The sequence below is a fragment of the Mycolicibacterium austroafricanum genome (genome assembly GCF_000612725.1).
Lineage (GTDB): Bacteria > Actinomycetota > Actinomycetes > Mycobacteriales > Mycobacteriaceae > Mycobacterium > Mycobacterium austroafricanum.
The window spans coordinates 51,377-68,337 of record NZ_HG964462.1; the positions used below are offsets into that span (position 1 = coordinate 51,377).

At 67.6% G+C, this 16,961-nt stretch carries 20 protein-coding genes; 15 read left to right on the plus strand and 5 right to left on the minus strand.

What is annotated here, in order from left to right; genetic code table 11:
* The first annotated feature begins 18 nt into the window (after window positions 1–18).
* Window positions 19–591: a DUF1707 SHOCT-like domain-containing protein gene (locus BN976_RS30780; RefSeq protein WP_036377514.1), complete on the plus strand. Its 573-nt coding sequence runs from the start codon at window positions 19–21 to the stop codon at window positions 589–591.
* Window positions 592–716: 125 nt separating this feature from the next.
* Here the strand turns inward: BN976_RS30780 and BN976_RS30785 are convergent, their stop codons facing one another.
* Window positions 717–1,349, minus strand: a complete 633-nt coding sequence (locus BN976_RS30785) for a hypothetical protein (RefSeq protein WP_011782280.1) — start codon at window positions 1,347–1,349, stop codon at window positions 717–719.
* A gap of 52 nt (window positions 1,350–1,401) precedes the next feature.
* Between BN976_RS30785 and BN976_RS30790 the strand changes: the two genes are divergently transcribed.
* Window positions 1,402–2,307 (plus strand): phosphoribosylaminoimidazolesuccinocarboxamide synthase, encoded by a 906-nt coding sequence (locus tag BN976_RS30790; RefSeq protein WP_011782279.1) that lies wholly within the window; start codon window positions 1,402–1,404, stop codon window positions 2,305–2,307.
* An 11-nt stretch (window positions 2,308–2,318) separates the two neighbouring features.
* On the plus strand, window positions 2,319–4,442 hold the full coding sequence (locus BN976_RS30795; protein WP_036377517.1) for a S9 family peptidase: 2,124 nt from the start codon (window positions 2,319–2,321) through the stop codon (window positions 4,440–4,442).
* Here the strand turns inward: BN976_RS30795 and BN976_RS30800 are convergent.
* Complete coding sequence (locus BN976_RS30800; protein ID WP_036377520.1) at window positions 4,401–4,859, minus strand: DoxX family protein; 459 nt, start codon at window positions 4,857–4,859, stop codon at window positions 4,401–4,403. The genes BN976_RS30795 and BN976_RS30800 overlap by 42 nt on opposite strands.
* A gap of 84 nt (window positions 4,860–4,943) precedes the next feature.
* Between BN976_RS30800 and BN976_RS30805 the strand changes: the two genes are divergently transcribed.
* From BN976_RS30805 to BN976_RS30820, 4 genes are all read left to right on the plus strand, one after another.
* The gene (locus BN976_RS30805; protein WP_036377377.1) at window positions 4,944–5,522 is read left to right on the plus strand and encodes a TetR/AcrR family transcriptional regulator; all 579 of its coding nucleotides are present in this window, start codon (window positions 4,944–4,946) and stop codon (window positions 5,520–5,522) included.
* Window positions 5,519–6,016: a glutathione peroxidase gene (locus BN976_RS30810; RefSeq protein ID WP_011782275.1), complete on the plus strand. Its 498-nt coding sequence runs from the start codon at window positions 5,519–5,521 to the stop codon at window positions 6,014–6,016. The genes BN976_RS30805 and BN976_RS30810 overlap by 4 nt, the downstream gene beginning before the upstream one ends.
* Before the next feature lie 67 nt (window positions 6,017–6,083).
* Window positions 6,084–6,788 carry a DUF2334 domain-containing protein gene (locus BN976_RS30815; RefSeq protein WP_036377379.1) on the plus strand — a complete coding sequence of 235 codons (705 nt, stop codon included), beginning with the start codon at window positions 6,084–6,086 and terminating at the stop codon, window positions 6,786–6,788.
* A 26-nt stretch (window positions 6,789–6,814) separates the two neighbouring features.
* Complete coding sequence (locus tag BN976_RS30820; RefSeq protein ID WP_051558669.1) at window positions 6,815–8,482, plus strand: FAD-binding dehydrogenase; 1,668 nt, start codon at window positions 6,815–6,817, stop codon at window positions 8,480–8,482.
* A 76-nt stretch (window positions 8,483–8,558) separates the two neighbouring features.
* Here BN976_RS30820 and BN976_RS30825 read toward each other — a convergent pair whose 3' ends face one another.
* Complete coding sequence (locus BN976_RS30825; protein ID WP_036377523.1) at window positions 8,559–9,212, minus strand: MBL fold metallo-hydrolase; 654 nt, start codon at window positions 9,210–9,212, stop codon at window positions 8,559–8,561.
* A gap of 42 nt (window positions 9,213–9,254) precedes the next feature.
* On the opposite strand from BN976_RS30825, the gene BN976_RS30830 reads away from it, so the two are divergent.
* The 6 genes from BN976_RS30830 to BN976_RS30855 are packed head-to-tail and all read left to right on the plus strand — an operon-like array spanning window position 9,255 to window position 13,292.
* Complete coding sequence (locus tag BN976_RS30830; protein ID WP_051558672.1) at window positions 9,255–9,926, plus strand: hypothetical protein; 672 nt, start codon at window positions 9,255–9,257, stop codon at window positions 9,924–9,926.
* Between the two features lie 35 nt (window positions 9,927–9,961).
* On the plus strand, window positions 9,962–10,204 hold the full coding sequence (gene purS, locus BN976_RS30835) for a phosphoribosylformylglycinamidine synthase subunit PurS (RefSeq protein WP_011782270.1): 243 nt from the start codon (window positions 9,962–9,964) through the stop codon (window positions 10,202–10,204).
* Window positions 10,201–10,875, plus strand: a complete 675-nt coding sequence (purQ, locus tag BN976_RS30840) for a phosphoribosylformylglycinamidine synthase subunit PurQ (protein ID WP_011782269.1) — start codon at window positions 10,201–10,203, stop codon at window positions 10,873–10,875. The genes purS and purQ overlap by 4 nt, the downstream gene beginning before the upstream one ends.
* A gap of 54 nt (window positions 10,876–10,929) precedes the next feature.
* Complete coding sequence (locus BN976_RS30845) at window positions 10,930–11,214, plus strand: type VII secretion target (RefSeq protein ID WP_036377384.1); 285 nt, start codon at window positions 10,930–10,932, stop codon at window positions 11,212–11,214.
* Window positions 11,215–11,217: 3 nt separating this feature from the next.
* On the plus strand, window positions 11,218–12,552 hold the full coding sequence (locus tag BN976_RS30850) for a WXG100 family type VII secretion target (protein WP_036377386.1): 1,335 nt from the start codon (window positions 11,218–11,220) through the stop codon (window positions 12,550–12,552).
* Window positions 12,549–13,292, plus strand: a complete 744-nt coding sequence (locus tag BN976_RS30855) for a hypothetical protein (RefSeq protein ID WP_145978015.1) — start codon at window positions 12,549–12,551, stop codon at window positions 13,290–13,292. The genes BN976_RS30850 and BN976_RS30855 overlap by 4 nt, the downstream gene beginning before the upstream one ends.
* 173 nt (window positions 13,293–13,465) lie before the next feature.
* On the opposite strand, the gene BN976_RS30860 is transcribed toward BN976_RS30855, so the two are convergent.
* Together BN976_RS30860 and BN976_RS30865 are read right to left on the minus strand one after the other, a co-directional pair.
* Window positions 13,466–14,263, minus strand: a complete 798-nt coding sequence (locus tag BN976_RS30860) for a family 1 encapsulin nanocompartment shell protein (protein WP_011782264.1) — start codon at window positions 14,261–14,263, stop codon at window positions 13,466–13,468.
* Window positions 14,260–15,285: a Dyp-type peroxidase gene (locus BN976_RS30865; protein WP_036377392.1), complete on the minus strand. Its 1,026-nt coding sequence runs from the start codon at window positions 15,283–15,285 to the stop codon at window positions 14,260–14,262. The genes BN976_RS30860 and BN976_RS30865 overlap by 4 nt, the downstream gene beginning before the upstream one ends.
* Window positions 15,286–15,335: 50 nt before the next feature.
* Between BN976_RS30865 and BN976_RS30870 the strand changes: the two genes are divergently transcribed.
* Both BN976_RS30870 and BN976_RS30875 read left to right on the plus strand, forming a co-directional pair.
* Window positions 15,336–16,598 (plus strand): M18 family aminopeptidase, encoded by a 1,263-nt coding sequence (locus BN976_RS30870; RefSeq protein WP_011782262.1) that lies wholly within the window; start codon window positions 15,336–15,338, stop codon window positions 16,596–16,598.
* Window positions 16,599–16,612: 14 nt separating this feature from the next.
* A complete protein-coding gene (locus tag BN976_RS30875; RefSeq protein WP_011782261.1) occupies window positions 16,613–16,954 on the plus strand; it encodes a VOC family protein in 342 nt (113 codons plus the stop codon).
* Window positions 16,955–16,961: the final 7 nt, after the last annotated feature.

A 16,961-nucleotide genomic window follows, 5' to 3' on the forward strand; every position in this document is an offset into this window, starting at 1 on the left:
TGACATAGGCTGGACGTGATGGATTTCGAACACCCCGACATCCGGGCCTCTGACGCCGATCGCGCCGCGGTGACCCGCATCCTCGAAAATGCCATGGGTCAGGGCATGCTGACGCTCGACGAATACTCCGAGCGGGTGGACGTCGTGCTGGCGGCCCGGACCCGCCGCGAACTCGACACCGTCATCGCCGACCTGCCCCACATCCGTCACCGGCCCGCCCCGGCGCCGCCGGAGGTGCTCCGCGGCTGGATGTCGAGCATGTCAAGAAGGGGGCAGTGGACCGTGCCGGCACGGTTGCGATTGGTGACCCGGATGTGTTCGACCACTTTGGATTTCACGTCCGCGGTGTTGCAGAGCCCGGTGGTGCATATCGACATCGACGACTATTTCGGCTCGACTGAGCTGGTACTTCCCGACGGCGCCACCGCCGATCTCAACGGCGTCGGAAACGTCGCGTCCTCCACGACGGTCAAGGTCACGGCGAGCCCGCCCTCGCAGCGGCTGCACGTCGTGGTCGCAGGCAAGATGCGATTCGGGTCGCTGACCGCGCGGCATCCGTTCGGGACGACGCTCAAACGGCTGCTCAGCTAGCGGGATACACCACCGCCGCAGCCCGGCGGGTCCGAAAAGGACGTGCTGGTCGGCCTTCTCGACCATCTCCGGCAATCCGTGGTGGCCAAGCTCGACGGTGCCGCCGGTCGCTGACCACCCGCCGGTCACTTGGCGCGTTTGAGGTTGGCCGCCCTGATCCCGGAGGCACGCAGCTCGAGGGCGGCCAGCCCGCGGATCGCCACCGGGTCCTGCTCGCGCCACGCGCCCACCGGGTCGGTGCTGATCGCCGCCAGCTTCGGCAACGGCCGGTTGGCCAACGCCCGCAGGGCCAACAACTGCTCGCCGGCCCAGGTGGACGACAGCGTCACGGCGGTCCACTTGCGCCGGAAGAATCGCACCCGCAGGAACAACCACGGCATCATCAGCGCCAGGATGGGCGGCGCGGCAACCGCCAGCGCCAGCAGCCACGCCAACCAGCCCGCCGTCACGCCCAGCGTCTGGCCCGCGCCCGCGATCTCGCGGGCGGCGTCTCCGGCGGCGGTCAGCGGACCGCCGATCGCTCCGCCGATCAGGGGAACGTCTTCGGCGCTCTGGCCCGCCGAGTCGAGGTTGCCCGCCACCCCGTTGGCGCCGCTCTCCACCTGATAGCCGAAGTCGGCGATGGTGGCCACCGCCGAATGCACGGCCGTGCCCACGAAGATCCAGATGGCCGTCCAGCCGACCACCACGACGTCGCTGAACAGCTGTGCCATCAACCGGCCCGGGGTAGTGGCGTAGGGAACCCACCGCGATTTCATGCGTTCGATCACAGCACACAGAGCCCTGTCGGCGGACCGATAGGCTGACCCGATGCGCCCAGCTCTGACCGACTACCAACATCTGGCCAGCGGCAAGGTCCGTGAGTTGTACCGCATCGACGGCGGGCACCTGCTGTTCGTCGCGACGGACCGGATCTCGGCCTACGACCACATCCTCAAGTCCGAGATTCCCGACAAAGGGCGCGTGCTGACCGCGATGAGCGTGTTCTTCTTCGACTATCTGAGCCGCACCGCCGCAGTGTCCAACCATCTGGCCGGCCCGCCCGACGACGAGCGCATCCCCGAGGAGGTGCTCGGCCGGGCGCTGGTGGTCGAGCAACTGGAGATGCTCCCGGTGGAAGCGGTGGCCCGCGGCTACCTGACGGGTTCGGGGCTGATCGACTACCAGCAGACCGGCACGGTCTGCGGCATCGCGCTGCCGTCGGGTCTGGTGGAGGCCAGCAGGTTCGATGAACCGCTGTTCACCCCGGCCACCAAGGCCGAGCTCGGTGAGCACGACGTCAACATCTCCTTTGACGACGTCGTCGGGCTGATCGGCGCCGAACGTGCCGAGGAACTTCGTGACCGCACGCTGCGGACCTACAGCCAGGGTGCCGCGCACGCACTGACCCGGGGCATCATCGTCGCCGACACCAAATTCGAGTTCGGCGTCGACGCGCGAGGAGAGCTCAAGCTCGCCGACGAAGTGTTCACCCCGGACTCCTCACGCTACTGGCGCGCCGACGACTACGCCGAGGGTCAGGTGCAGAACAGCTTCGACAAGCAGTTCGTGCGCAATTGGCTCACCGGTCCCGACTCCGGCTGGGACCGGCACGGCGACCAGCCGCCACCACCGCTGCCGCCCGACATCGTCGACGCCACCAGGGCGCGTTACATCGAAGCCTACGAACGTATTTCGGGGCTGCGGTTCGATGACTGGATCGGAGTATCTGCGTGAAGCCGAGTGAGATGGCCGGACCGCCGGCGCCGATCGCCAAGCGGATCGACACCCGACGCGAACACCACGGTGACGTGTTCATCGACCCCTACGAGTGGTTGCGCGACAAGGACAATCGGGAAGTCGTCGACTATCTGGAGGCCGAGAACGCCTTCACCGAGCACGTGACCGAGAAGCTGGCGCCGCTGCGACAGCAGATCTTCGACGAGATCAAGGCCAGGACGAAGGAAACCGACCTGTCGGTGCCCACCCGCCGCGGCGACTGGTGGTACTACGGCCGCAGCTTCCAGGGCAAGCAGTACGGCGTGCAATGCCGTTGTCCCGTCACGGATCCCGACGACTGGACCCCGCCCCAGTTCGACGAGAACACCGAGATCCCGGGGGAGCAGGTGCTGCTCGACGAGAACGTCGAGGCCGAGGGGCACGACTTCTTCTCGTTGGGTGCCGCCACCGTCAGCGTCGACGGGAACATCCTGGCCTACTCGGTCGACGTCAAGGGCGACGAGCGGTACACGTTGCGGTTCAAGGACCTACGGACCGGGCAGCGCTACGACGACGAGATCGTCGGCATCGGCGCGGGGGCCACCTGGGCCGCTGACAACAACACCGTGTACTACGTGACCGTCGACGAGGCCTGGCGCCCGGACACGGTGTGGCGGCACCGCCTGGGCTCGGGGCTGCCCGCCGAGCGCGTCCACCACGAACCGGACGAACGGTTCTGGGTCGCCGTGGGCCGCACGCGCAGCAACAAGTACGTGATCATCGCGGCGGGCAGCGCGGTCACCTCGGAGCTGCGTTATGCCGATGCGGCCGATCCGCAGGCCGAGTTCACCACGGTGTGGCCGCGACGCGACTCGGTCGAGTACTCCCTCGACCATGCCGTCGTCGGCGGCGAGGACCGGTTCCTCATCCTGCACAACGACGGAGCCGAGAATTTCACGCTCGTCGAGGTACCCGTCGCCGCGCCCACCGATGTCCGCACGCTGATCGAACACCGCAGCGACGTCCGGTTGGACTCCATCGACGCGTTCGCCGGTCACCTGGTGGTGAGCTACCGCAAGGACGCGTTGCCCTGCATCCAGCTGTGGCCGGTGAGCGACACCGGATACGGCGACCCTCAAGACATCACGTTCGATTCCGAGCTGATGTCGGTGGGGCTGTCGGCCAATCCGAACTGGAGCGCGCCCAAGATGCGGATCGGCGCGACGTCCTTCATCACCCCGGTGCGTGTCTACGATCTCGACCTGGCCACCGGCGAGCGCACCCTGCTGCGCGAACAACCCGTGCTCGGTGACTACCACCCCGAAGACTACGTCGAGCGGCGCGACTGGGCCATCGCCGAAGACGGTGCGCGAGTGCCGATCTCGGTCGTGCACCGGGCCGGACTGGAAGGCCCTGCACCGCTGCTGCTGTACGGCTACGGCGCCTACGAAGCCTGCGAGGATCCGAGGTTCTCGATCGCCCGGCTGTCGTTGCTGGACCGCGGCATGATCTTCGCGGTCGCCCATGTCCGTGGCGGGGGTGAGCTCGGACGCCCGTGGTACGAGCATGGGAAGCTGCTCGAGAAGAGGAACACGTTCACCGATTTCGCCTCTGTGGGGCGGCATCTCGTCGACACCGGCACCACCCGGCCCGAGAACATGGTGGCCTACGGGGGCAGCGCGGGCGGTCTGCTGATGGGCGCGGTGGCCAACATGGCTCCGGACCTTTTCGCCGGCATCCTGGCGACCGTTCCCTTCGTCGACCCGCTGACCACGATTCTCGATCCGTCGCTTCCGCTGACGGTGACCGAGTGGGACGAATGGGGCAATCCCCTTGAGGATCCCGAGGTCTACGCCTATATGAAGTCCTACTCGCCGTACGAGAACGTCGAGTCGAGGAACTATCCGGCGATCCTGGCGATGACCTCGCTCAACGACACCAGGGTGTACTACGTGGAGCCGGCGAAATGGGTTGCCGCGCTGCGCCACGCCCAGACGGATCCGGCCGCGGACGCCGTCAAGGTGTTGCTCAAGACCGAGATGAACGCCGGGCACGGCGGCATCAGCGGGAGGTATGAACGCTGGAAGGAGACGGCGTTCCAGTTCGCGTGGCTACTGGATGCCGCCAAGGCCGGCCACGACGGCGCCGCCTAGAAAGCCGACCTGTTCGACGGTTCGCGGACCCAAGCGCGTGGCCATCGATGTCGGCGCATCAGGCATCCGCGCGGCATAGACGTTGGCCGGGAACATCAGCACCATCAGCAGGGCGAGGCCGCAGGCCGCCGCGGCGCGCGTGGGCGGGTACATAAGCCCTACGGCACCGAGCAGTTCGAGCACGCCGGTGATGGTGACCAACGCTGCGGGCGCGGGCAGCCGGGGCGGCACGATCGCGATCATGTCGCGCCGCAACGGATTGACGAAGTGCGCGACGCCGGTCAGCGCGAACATCGCGGCCAGGCCGACGGCGACGGCCTCGGGCCAACTGTCGAGATAGTCCCAGCTCTGCGGGCCGAGCAGCCCGACCCGCCGAGCGGCGAGCGTGCCCACGATCAGGGTGACGACGACGATCATGACGACTCCAATCTTGTCACTGACAAGATTCACGGTAGGAGGTGTATCTAGCCACTGTCAAGATATGGCGGCTATGATGGCGCAATGAGCAGCAGGGGGACCTACCACCACGGCGATCTGCGGGCCACGATCCTGGCCCGCGCCGCCGACCTGGTGGCCGAGCGTGGTGCCGACGGCGTCTCGCTGCGCGAGTTGGCGCGCGCCGCCGGTGTCTCGCACGCGGCCCCCGCGCACCACTTCACCGATCGCCGTGGATTGTTCACCGCGCTCGCCACCGAAGGCTTCCGAAGGCTCGCCGAGGAACTCAGCCGGGCACGGCCCGAGTTCCTCGACGCCGCACTGGCCTACGTGCGGTTCGCCCTCGCCAACCCGGGCCACTACGAGGTGATGTTCGACAAGTCCCTCTACCACGCCGACGACCCGGCATTGGTCGACGCCGAAACCGCAGCTGGTTCCGAATTAGCCGCTGGCGTAGGCACATTGGACGATCCGCGGGCCAAAGACGATCCGCAGGCCGCTGCATTGGCCGCCTGGTCTCTGGTGCACGGCTTTGCGCTGCTGTGGCTCAACGGGGCGGTGAACACCACCGGTGACCCGATGGCCACGGTCCGCCGGGTCGCCGGCATGCTGTTCGGCGGCGAACCGGTAACGTGCCCGACATGACCGACACGCCGCTCACCGAAATCGCCTTGACGACGCTCGACGGCCGCACCACCACTTTGGCGGAGTTGGCCGACGGCGCGGCGTTGGTGGTGAACGTCGCCTCCAAATGTGGCCTGACCCCGCAGTACGGCGCGCTCGAGCAGCTCGCGAAGGACTACGGTCCGCGCGGCCTGACGGTGATCGGTGTGCCCTGCAACCAGTTCATGGGGCAGGAGCCGGGCACCGCCGAGGAGATCCAGACGTTCTGCTCCACCAACTACGGTGTGACGTTCCCGTTGCTGGAGAAGGCCGAGGTGAACGGGCCCAACAGGCACCCGCTCTACGCCGAGCTGACCCAGACCGCCGACGACGCCGGTGAGGCCGGGGATGTGCAGTGGAATTTCGAGAAGTTCCTGCTCGCCCCGGGCGGCAAGGTCGTCAAACGGATCCGGCCCCGCACCGCGCCCGACGATCCCGAGGTGATCGCGGCCATCGAAGCCGTCGTGCCGCGATAGCCGAAACGACACCTGAAGGCGCAGTGTCGTCCACCGTCAGGACATCTGACGTTGCGACACTGTGGGTGTGGCAGGACACCTGATCGTTTCGATCTCGGGCATCAGCGACCGCACACTGGCCGACGTCGCCGCGTTCCGCGCTGCCCTCGACGACCGCGGCGTCCCCGCATCGTTCCTGGTGGCGCCACGCCTCAAAGGCGGATACCGGCTCGACCGCGACCCGACCACCGTCGACTGGCTGGTCGAGCAGCGCGCTCACGGTGACGCGGTCGTGCTGCACGGCTTCGACGAGGCCGCCACCAAGCAACGCCGCGGCGAGTTCGCGACGCTGCCCGCACACGAGGCGAACCTGCGGCTGATGGCCGCCGACAGGATCATGGAGCATCTCGGCCTGCGCACCCGGCTGTTCGCCGCGCCGGGCTGGAATGTGTCGCAGGGCGCGCTGACAGCGTTGCCGCGCAACGGTTTCCGGACGGTAGCCGGGCTGGCGGGGATCACCGACCTGGTCCGTCGGACCACCGTGCGTGCGCGGGTGCTCGGGATCGGCGAAGGCTTTCTGACCGAACCGTGGTGGTGCCGCACCCTGGTGCTGGCCGCCAAGCGCACCGCGCGCCGGGAGGGCATCGTCCGGGTGGCGGTGGCGGCCCGGCACCTGCGCCGCACCGGCCCGCGACAGGCCATGCTCGACGCCGTCGACCTCGCGCTCATGCACTCGTGCGCACCCACGGTGTACGAATGGCGGCCTCGAGCTGCGCTGACCGACGCCGCGTAGGCGCATCCAGTCGATAGATTGGCGTCATGGCTGACGTCTCTTCTGCTCCTCATGTGCGCGCTGCTGATGTCGTCGTGGTTGGCGCCGGGCTGGCCGGTCTGGTCGCGGCATGCGAACTGGCCGACCGCGGCCGGTCGGTCTTGATCGTCGACCAGGAGAACTCGGCCAACATCGGCGGCCAGGCGTACTGGTCTTTCGGCGGACTTTTCTTCGTCGACAGCCCCGAGCAGCGGCGGGTGGGTATCCGGGACAGTCACGAACTCGCGTTGCAGGACTGGCTGGGCACCGCCGGCTTCGACCGCCCCGAAGACCACTGGCCCCGGCAATGGGCGCATGCCTACGTCGACTTCGCCGCCGGCGAGAAACGCAGCTGGCTGCGGGACCGCGGTCTGCAGATCTTCCCGCTGGTCGGCTGGGCCGAGCGTGGCGGCTACGGCGCCAACGGCCACGGGAACTCGGTGCCGCGCTTCCACATCACCTGGGGCACGGGCCCCGCGCTCGTCGACATCTTCGCCCGCCGGCTGATCGGCAACCCGCGGGTGCGGTTCGCGCACCGGCACCGCGTCGACGAGCTCATCGTCGACGACGGCGCGGTGGTCGGCGTCCGCGGAGCGGTGCTGGAACCGTCGTCCGCGGTGCGCGGTGCAGAGTCCTCACGAAACGTGGTCGGCGACTTCGAGTTCCGTGCCCAGGCGGTGATCGTGGCCAGCGGCGGCATCGGCGGCAACCACGAGCTGGTTCGCAAGTACTGGCCCAAGCGGATGGGTCGGGTGCCCGAGCAGCTGCTCAGCGGGGTACCCGCCCACGTGGACGGCCGCATGCTGGAGATCTCTGCGACCGCAGGCGCCAGCGTCATCAACAGCGACCGGATGTGGCACTACACCGAAGGCATCACCAACTACGACCCGATCTGGCCGCGGCACGGCATCCGGATCCTGCCCGGACCGTCGTCGCTGTGGCTCGACGCCGCGGGTAAACGGCTCCCGGTGCCGCTGTATCCGGGGTTCGACACGCTCGGCACGCTGGAGTACATCGCGCAGACCGGCCAGGACTACACCTGGTTCGTGCTGAACTCACGCATCATCGCCAAGGAGTTCGGCCTCTCGGGTCAGGAGCAGAACCCCGACCTGACCGATCGCAGCATCCGCGCGGTGCTCGAACGGGGGCGCAAGGGGCCGGCGCCGGTGCACGCGTTCGTCGACAAGGGCGTCGACTTCGTCACCGCGACCTCGTTGCGTGAACTGGTCACCAAGATGAACGCGATACCCGACGTCGTGCCGCTGGATTTCGACGTGGTCGAAGCCGAGGTCACCGCACGCGACCGCGAGGTGACGAACCGGTTCACCAAGGACGGCCAGATCACCGCCATCCGCGCCGCGCGCGCCTACCTGCCCGACCGGATCAGCCGCGTGGTGGCTCCGCACCGGCTGACCGACCCCAAGGCCGGCCCGCTGATCGCGGTCAAGCTTCACATTCTGACGCGAAAGTCGTTGGGCGGCTTGCAGACCGACCTCGACTCGCGGGTGCTGCACGATGACGGCACGGTGTTGCCGGGGTTGTACGCCGCCGGTGAGGCCGCCGGGTTCGGCGGAGGCGGGGTGCACGGCTACCGCTCGCTGGAGGGGACGTTCCTCGGCGGGTGCGTGTTCTCCGGCCGGGCCGCGGGCCGTCACGCCGCCTCCGCGGTCGGCTGACGTCGCGAGCCGTCGCGAGCAGACACGAACTCGCACGACACGCCGGGGACACGCCCGAGTTTGTGAGTGCTCGCGGTCAGAAGGTGACCGCGCTCTCCTGTTCGAGAACCTGGAAGTCGGTGTCGGTCATCTCGGTTAACCGGCCGTAGAAAATCGGCCGGCCGATGGGGTCGATGATCGCCTGGTGGATCGGCACGGCGTGTACCGGAGCCACCGCGCGCAGGTAGTCGATGGCCTCGGAGATCTTCATCCACGGGGCAGCGGCAGGTGTCGCGAGGACGTCGACCGGTTCGCCGGGTACGAAAAGCGCATCGCCGGGGTGCATCAGCTTCGCTGGGTGCTCGCCGTCTCCGACGAGATACGAAATGTTGTCGATGACAGGGATTTCCGGATGGATCACGGCATGCGTGCCACCCGCGCCGCGCACCGTCAGATGCCCGATGGACAGCTGGTCGCCGACGTTGACCGCCTGCCACGAACCGCCCAGCTGCGCCGCCGTCTGCGGGTCGGCGAACAGGGCGGCCTGCGGGTTGGCCTCGACCAGTGCGGGCAACCGGGCGGTGTCGGCGTGGTCGGGGTGCTGGTGGGTGATCAGGATGGCGTCCAGGCCGGTGATGCCCTCGAAACCGTGTGAGAAGTTGCCGGGATCGAAAAGCACCGTGGTCTGGGCGCCGGAGCCGTCGTCGAAGCTCGCCAGTAGGCATGAATGGCCGAAATGTGTGAGCTGCAGCATCCCTATATTGTTGCGCTCAGGGGCTGGGTGGGGGTGTGGATGTTCGCACGTGTGGTGTTGGCGCTGGCAGTGGCGGTGTCCGGGCTTGTCCTGACGCCGGGGCAGGCGGGTGGGGTGCCCGGGGAGTGCCCGCCGGTGTGCAACGCGATCCCCGACTCGGCCTGGATGGTGTCCAGTTCCGTGCCGCTGTACCCGGTGTACCGCTGGCCCGGCCTCCACGGCGTCGCGGTGACCGCGGCCACGCCTCGGTTCGAGTTCGAGTCGTGGTGCGCCAGTCCCGGCCGGGAGGCCGATCCCCGCGACTACTCCGTCGCCGCGCAGGCCAGGGTGACCAACCCCGCCGGGCAGTGGAACCTGCACGTGCAGGTGATGCACTGGCGGGGAGACACCGTCACCGGGGGCCGGACCGCACTGCAGACGCTGGAGTGGGCGCGGATGGCGCTGGCGTCCTGTCACCTCACCGCACCGCAGGTGTCCCCGTCGCTGACGACCAGCAACGCCATGGATCTGGCGGCGGTGATCAGCGACGGCGGACGCCGCGTCATGCACACCTACCTGCTCGCAGAACCCGCCAACAGCTCACTGGTCGAGCTGACACTGTGGTCGACGTTGCCCTCGGCGGTCGAGTGGCGTGGGGTGGCGCCGGACACACAGGTGCTCGACGCGATGGCCGCCCCACTGTGTGCGGCGTACCTGGGCTCGTGCCGGTGAGGCGGTGCCGGTGTCCTCGCAGGTAGAGTGACGCCGTGGCAAAAGTGGTGGTACACGTCATGCCGAAGGCCGAAATCCTCGATCCCCAGGGACAGGCGATTGTCGGGGCGCTCGGCAGGCTCGGGTTCGACGGAATCTCGGATGTCCGGCAGGGCAAGCGATTCGAGCTGGAGATCGACGGCGACATCGATGACGACAAGCTCGCCGAGATCGCCGAATCCCTGCTCGCCAACACCGTGATCGAAGACTGGACCGTCACTCGGGAGGGCCAGGCATGACCGCCCGGGTGGGTGTGATCACCTTCCCCGGCACCCTCGACGACATCGACGCAGCCAGAGCGGTGCGTCTGGCCGGGGCAGAGGCGGTCAGTCTCTGGCACGCCGACGCCGACCTCAAGGGCGTCGACGCCGTCGTCGTCCCGGGCGGTTTCTCCTACGGTGACTACCTGCGGGCCGGGGCCATCGCGAAGTTCGCGCCGGTCATGGGCGAGGTCATCGAGGCCGCCGGGCGCGGTATGCCGGTGCTGGGCATCTGCAACGGCTTCCAGGTGCTGTGCGAGGCCGGTCTGCTGCCGGGTGCGTTGACCCGCAACGCCGGGCTGCACTTCATCTGCCGGGACACCTGGCTTGAGGTCGCATCGAACACCACCGCGTGGACGACCCGCTACGAGCAGGGCGCCGATCTGCTGGTGCCGTTGAAGTCCGGCGAGGGTCGCTACGTCGCCGGCGAAGCCGTGCTCGACGAACTGGAGGGCGAGGGCCGGGTGGTCTTCCGCTACCGCGAGAACCTCAACGGTTCAATGCGCGGTATCGCGGGCGTCAGCTCGGCCAACGGTCGTGTCGTCGGCCTGATGCCACACCCCGAGCACGCCACCGAGGCGCTGACCGGCCCGTCCGACGACGGGCTCGGCATCTTCTACTCCGCGCTGGACGCAGTTTTGGTGTCCTGACCCCTGTTTTGCCGGTGTTAGGTTCGAATTTCGACGAACCTGGCAGGGGGAACGGTGTTAGTTGATCCGGACTTGTTGCGCGCGTTCGCCGCGCAGGTCGACGCGGCCGCGGCGGTAATCGGCGGATCCCATATCGGTACCACCGCGGAGACAGCGGGCGACGGTCTTCCCGGTTCGGAGACGCAATGGTCTGCGCGGCAGGTCGGAGTGCATCTCAAATTGATCGCCGAGGACATTGCCGACGACATTGCGGCCATGGGTGACGCGGTGCGCGGAGCGGGGGACAGCTACGAAGTCACCGACGAAGCATTGGCGGGCGATTTCAAGAAGCTGTTCTGAGTCGTGCTGCCCACCCGTTCGCGTCTGCGAAGTTGGAACCCGGAATCGCTGACTGTTGCCGCCGCGTCGCTCAGGGCGTCGGGGACGGAGTTCTACGAGACAGTCCGCGAACTTGACGACGGAATCGATCGGATGGACGAGGCCGAAACCTGGCAGGGGTCGGCGCATACCGCGGCGGCAGCGATGTTCGGCAGAGCCACCGACAGGGCGTCTGCGTTCAAGGACTACACCGAGAGGGCCGCGGCGACCCTCCAGCGTGGCGGGTCCTTGATCTCGAACTACCGGACCCAGGTGCAGTCAAAGGCCGACGAGATAGATGCGGGCCCACTCAATGTTTCCGATCAGTGGGTGGTGTTCATCGACCCAGCAGGGATGTCGGCGGAAAGGGCGGCCGAACTCGAGGCGCAGGCGAATGCCGTACAGGCTGAGCTGAATCCACTGTTGACCGCGCTCGACGAAGCCGATTCGACCGCATCCACATCTCTGCTCGCGACGCAGGCCACCGAAGGAATCTCCCCGGATCTTCCGGTGAAGCCGCCTATTCCGCTGACACGGCCACCGGGTGACGAAGTGCCAAGCCCCGACACCGAGGAAGGCAGGCAGTTCCAGGAAATCGCCCGATCCCAGGACATGGCCACCACCGTCCGCGACATCACCGACATAGAGGATCGAGACGGCAATCGGGTCACGACCTACACGATGATGGATGGCAGCACCCAGGTCGCCACCGAGTTCATCGACCAGGGCCTGCCCAGTCAGCAGGTCTACCCGGCCGGAACGACGCGGGTCCTGCACAGCGACAAGAACGGCAACTGGATCTCGGAGACCATGACCACTCCGCTGGAGGACGGTGGCATCAAGACGAATGTGTCGTGGGCGGATGGCACGACGATCACCATGACGGAGACCGCCGCCGGCGTCCGCACCGGCAGCTGTATCACGGCAGACGGCAGGGAGAGCGTCCTTCCGGACGAATTCTTCACCGACCCGCTTCCAACCTTGGCCGGAGGTGCGCTTTCGGGATTGGAAACCAAAGCGGGACAGGGTATTCCCGCTCTGACGTCGGCGGAACTGGACAAGGTCAAGACGGGCGCGAAGTGGGGTGGGCCGGCGATCGGTCTTGCCACGATGGCCTACAACATGGTGTCGGCGGAGACGCTGCACGACGCCTGCGTCGCCGGTGTCTCGGGGACCTTCGGCACGGTGGGCAGTATCGCGACGGCAGGGGTGGGCGGTGCGGCCTTCGGCCCGGTAGGAGCCTTCGTCGGTAGCTTGGGTGGGTCCTGGGCGTTCGGATACGTCGGCTCGGTGGTCGGGGAAGTGCTCTGTCCCAAGTGAAGCCCTTGATATCTGTTGCCGCAACGGCTCTGGTGTGCGGAACGTTCGCGTTGTTCTGCACAGTTTGGGCTTTCAAGCTGTTCGCGCAGGGTCGCTACCTGTCGATGTCGGTCGTCATCGGCTTCGCCGTATTTGCTTTCGGCCTTCTCGCCGTGAGGCTGATCGTGGCAATGGGGAGGGTCCGGCCGAGAGTCCAGTACGGCGACGGGGGAACGCTGGTGCGGCCCGATCCGAAAGTGGATCGGCTGGCCCTGATGTCGACGCTCGCTGCCTTCGTCTCCATGTTGCTGTATGCGGTCTTCGGTTCCCTCGGCATGGCTGAGCTTCCCGGCGTCACCCGTGACCAGAAGTGGTTCGTGCTGATGAGCGCCGCAGGCGTAGTCGTCGGGGTGCCCAGTCTCTGCCGGATCGCCACCCAGGGTGGGATGAGCTACCTCCGACTGAGTGGCGTCGGATTCGAAGTCGGAGACGCCTATTCCCGCGCGGAGCACACATGGGACGACCTCTCGGACGTCTCGGATCGGTCGGTGGCAAGGAAGTGGGCTCACACCGCCGGCAGCAGCTATCTGACCACTTCCGACGGTCGGACCCGGATACTCGCGTCGGACTGGTACACCCCGGACGGTTTCGCGTTGCGCAGGCTGCTGCGCTTCTACTGGCAACACCCCGAGTTCCGTGACGAACTGACCGACAGACGAGCTGCCCAGCGTCTGAGGGATCAATGGTGGGGGCCAACGTGATGCGAAAATCATTGTCCGGAATCGGCATCGCCGACGACAGGCTGTTTTCGCTGGTCGACCCGCGCTGAACCTGACTGCGAGCGTGCGTGAAATAGCCTAAATTGCCGGCGTGTCGCCCGCAGACACGCACGGTCGCGAGAGGGAGGGGACAGGGGAGGGGAGGGGCGGCTACCTCAGGCGCTGAGCGCGACCGAGGCCTCGGCGGTGTAGCACAGGAACGTCATCGTCTCCTGCAGGTACAGCTGCACCGTCTCGGCGTCGTGCGACAGGTACCCGATGCACACGTCGGTGCCCAGCTGCAGGTCGAAATCACCGCCGCGGGTGGACAGCACGATCGCACCGTCGATGGCGGGAGCCCAGATGATGTCGCCGTCGACGAGCCGGTTGAGGTGCTCACGGATCGGATAGCCGTGCGCGGTGGTCTCGCTCACCTTGGTGTAGACGTCGGCCGACAACAGCACGCTGTACGGTCCGTCGACGCCGGCCAGCCGCAGCTCCGACAGCGCCTGGCTGATGACGTCGGGGATCTCGCGCGGATCCTCGGGCAGCGCCAGGGCCGGGCACGAACTCGACCTGCGGATGCCGTTGATGTGCGCGGCCTCGTAGCCCTCGAAGATCGCCCGGTCCTCGGCGAACGCCAGCTTCTTGGCGGCCTCCTTGACCGGATCCCAGTCGGAGTCCTGCGACCCGCGTTCGACGTCGTCGATGTCGATCCGCTTGAGGCTGAACGGAACCCGCAGCCGCACCAACGGCTGCGCGTCCCGCAGGTGCGCGACGACACCGTCACCGGGGGAGGCGACGTCGCGCAGATGACCGGTGCTCACCCCGGCGGTGACAGGACCGCCCGGCTCGCTGACGTCGACGACCCGGCGACCCGCTATGTAGCGCTTGAACGTGCGGGTGGCCTCCTCCTCGATCTGGGCCCATGCCGCGTCGGTGACCGGTGCGAGCTGCCGGTACAGGTTGTTCATCGCGGTTGTCCTTTCAGACTGCCGATCGCCAGTGATCCCGCATAGCCGACCGGTGTCACATCGGTGGGCGCCACGGTGTCCGACGCCGAATTCGGAAGCGGCGGAGGGTTGTTGAGGAAATCCATGACCGGCGTGAAGAACATCGACCCGGTGACGGCCGTCGAGAAGTCCAGCACGCGGTCGGTGTTGCCGGGCGGGTCGCCGATGAACATGTTGCGCAGCATCCGCTCGGTGACCGCCGCGGTGCGCGAGTATCCGATGAAGTAGGTGCCGAACTCGCCGGCCCCGATTTCACCGAACGGCATGTTGTGCCGCACGATCTTGAGCTCGGTGCCGTCTTCGTCTTCGATGACGTTGAGCGCCACATGGGAGTTGGCCGGCTTGACCGCGTCGTCGAGTTCGATGTCGTCGAGTTTGGTGCGGCCGATCACCCGCTCCTGTTCCTCGGTCGACAGCGCGTTCCACGCGTCCATCAGGTGCAGATACTTCTGCACGTGCACGTAGCAGCCGCCCGCGAAGTCGGGGTCTTCGTCCCCGATCTGGGTGGCGCTGTCGGCCAGCGGACCGTCGGGGTTCTCGGTGCCGTCGACGAATCCGAGCAGGTCCCGGTTGTCGAAGAACCGGAAGCCGTGGGTCTCGTCGACGACGGTGATTGCGCCCATCGCGGCGACCAGCTTGGTCGCCAGTTCGAAGCAGACGTCCATCGTCTCGGCGCGGATGTGGAACAGCAGATCGCCCGGCGTCGACGGTGCGTGATGGCGGCCGCCGTCGAGCTCGATGAACGGATGTAGCTCTGCCGGGCGCGGCCCGGAGAACAGTCGGTCCCAGGCCCGCGACCCGATCGACGTCACCACCGAGAGCCGCTTGGCCGGGTCCCGGAAACCGACGGCGCGCACCAGACCGGCGATGTCACCGAGCGCGTCGTGCACAGCCTCCTCGCCACCATCGTCGATGGTGGCCACCAGGAAGATCGCTGCGGGTGTCAGCGGTGCCAGGACCGGCTGTGGCAGGGGAGCAGGCACGGCTCGACCCTAATTCAAGATCGGAAGGGATGGTCGGCGAAGATGGAAAGATGCCTGCTAGCCCCCAGGGTCTCTGTGAGTTCATCGACGCCTCACCGTCTCCGTTCCACGTGTGCCGCACTGCCGCGGAGAGGTTGCTCGCGGCCGGGTTCACCGAACTGTCCGAGAGCGACCCGTGGCCGGGCGCCGGAGACCACTTCGCGGTGCGTGCCGGATCGCTGATCGCGTGGCGCTCGCCGGACGGAAGCCGCGCCCTGCCGTTTCGTATCGTCGGCGCCCACACCGACAGCCCCAACCTGCGCGTCAAGCAGCACCCGGACCGGTTCGTGGCGGGGTGGCAGGTCGTCGCGCTGCAGCCCTACGGCGGGGCCTGGCTGAACTCGTGGCTTGACCGTGACCTGGGGGTCAGCGGTCGGCTGTCGGTCCGCGACGGCAACTCGATCCGGCACACCCTGGTGCGGGTCGACGACCCGATCCTGCGGGTGCCGCAGCTGGCCATCCACCTGTCCGAGGACCGTAAGGGTGTTGAGCTCAACCCGCAGCGGCACGTCAACGCCGTGTGGGGCACAGGAACCGGCGCCCGATCCTTCCTCGACTTCGTCGCGGGGCGGGCCGGCGTCGTCGGCGACGACGTGCTCGGCTTCGACCTGATGACCCACGACCTGACCCCGTCCCGGCTGGCCGGGGTGGACGACAACCTGGTCAGCGCGCCGCGACTGGACAACCAGGCGACGTGCTACGCAGGCCTGGAGGCGTTCCTGTCCGCCCGCGCGGGCGCAGACGCCGTTCCGGTGCTGGTGCTGTTCGATCACGAGGAGGTCGGTTCGCAATCCGACCACGGCGCCCAGTCCGAGCTGCTGCTGACCGTGCTGGAGCGCATCACGCTGGCCGCGGGCGGCAGCCGGGAGGACTTCCTGCGCCGACTGCCGGCGTCGATGGTCGCCTCGGGCGACATGGCGCACGCCACCCACCCGAACTACCCGGACCGCCACGAGCCCGGCCACCTGATCGAGGTCAACGCCGGCCCGGTGCTCAAGGTGCAGCCCAACCTGCGCTACGCCACCGACGGGCGCACCGCCGCGGCGTTCGCGCTGGCCTGCGCGCAGGCCGGGGTGAACCTGCAGCGCTATGAGCACCGCGCCGATCTGCCCTGCGGGTCGACCATCGGCCCGATGACGGCGGCGAACACCGGGATCCCCACCGTCGACGTCGGCGCTGCCCAGCTGGCGATGCACTCGGCGCGTGAGGTGATGGGGGCCGCCGATGTCGCCGACTATTCTGCGGCGCTTGCGGCTTTCTTGTCACCGGGCTGACTTAGGGTCGGGCCATGTCACTGAAAGTTGAGATGGTCACGTTCGACTGTGTGGATCCTGACGCCCTCGCCGACTGGTGGTCCAAGGCGGCCGGCGGCGAGGTGAACGCGGTCGCACCAGGCGAATTCGTCATGGTCGTGCGCGAGGGTGGGCCCACCCTCGGGTTCCAGCGGGTGCCCGATCCGACACCCGGCAAGAACAAGGTGCACCTGGACTTCCACGCCGAGGACCGCGAAGCCGAGGTCGCCCGGCTGGTCGGTTTGGGCGCGCGGGAGACGGGGCGGAACAACTTCGGTCCCGAATTCGAGTGGGCGGTGCTGGCCGACCCGGAGGGCAACGCGTTCTGTGTGGCCTGAGTCGCAC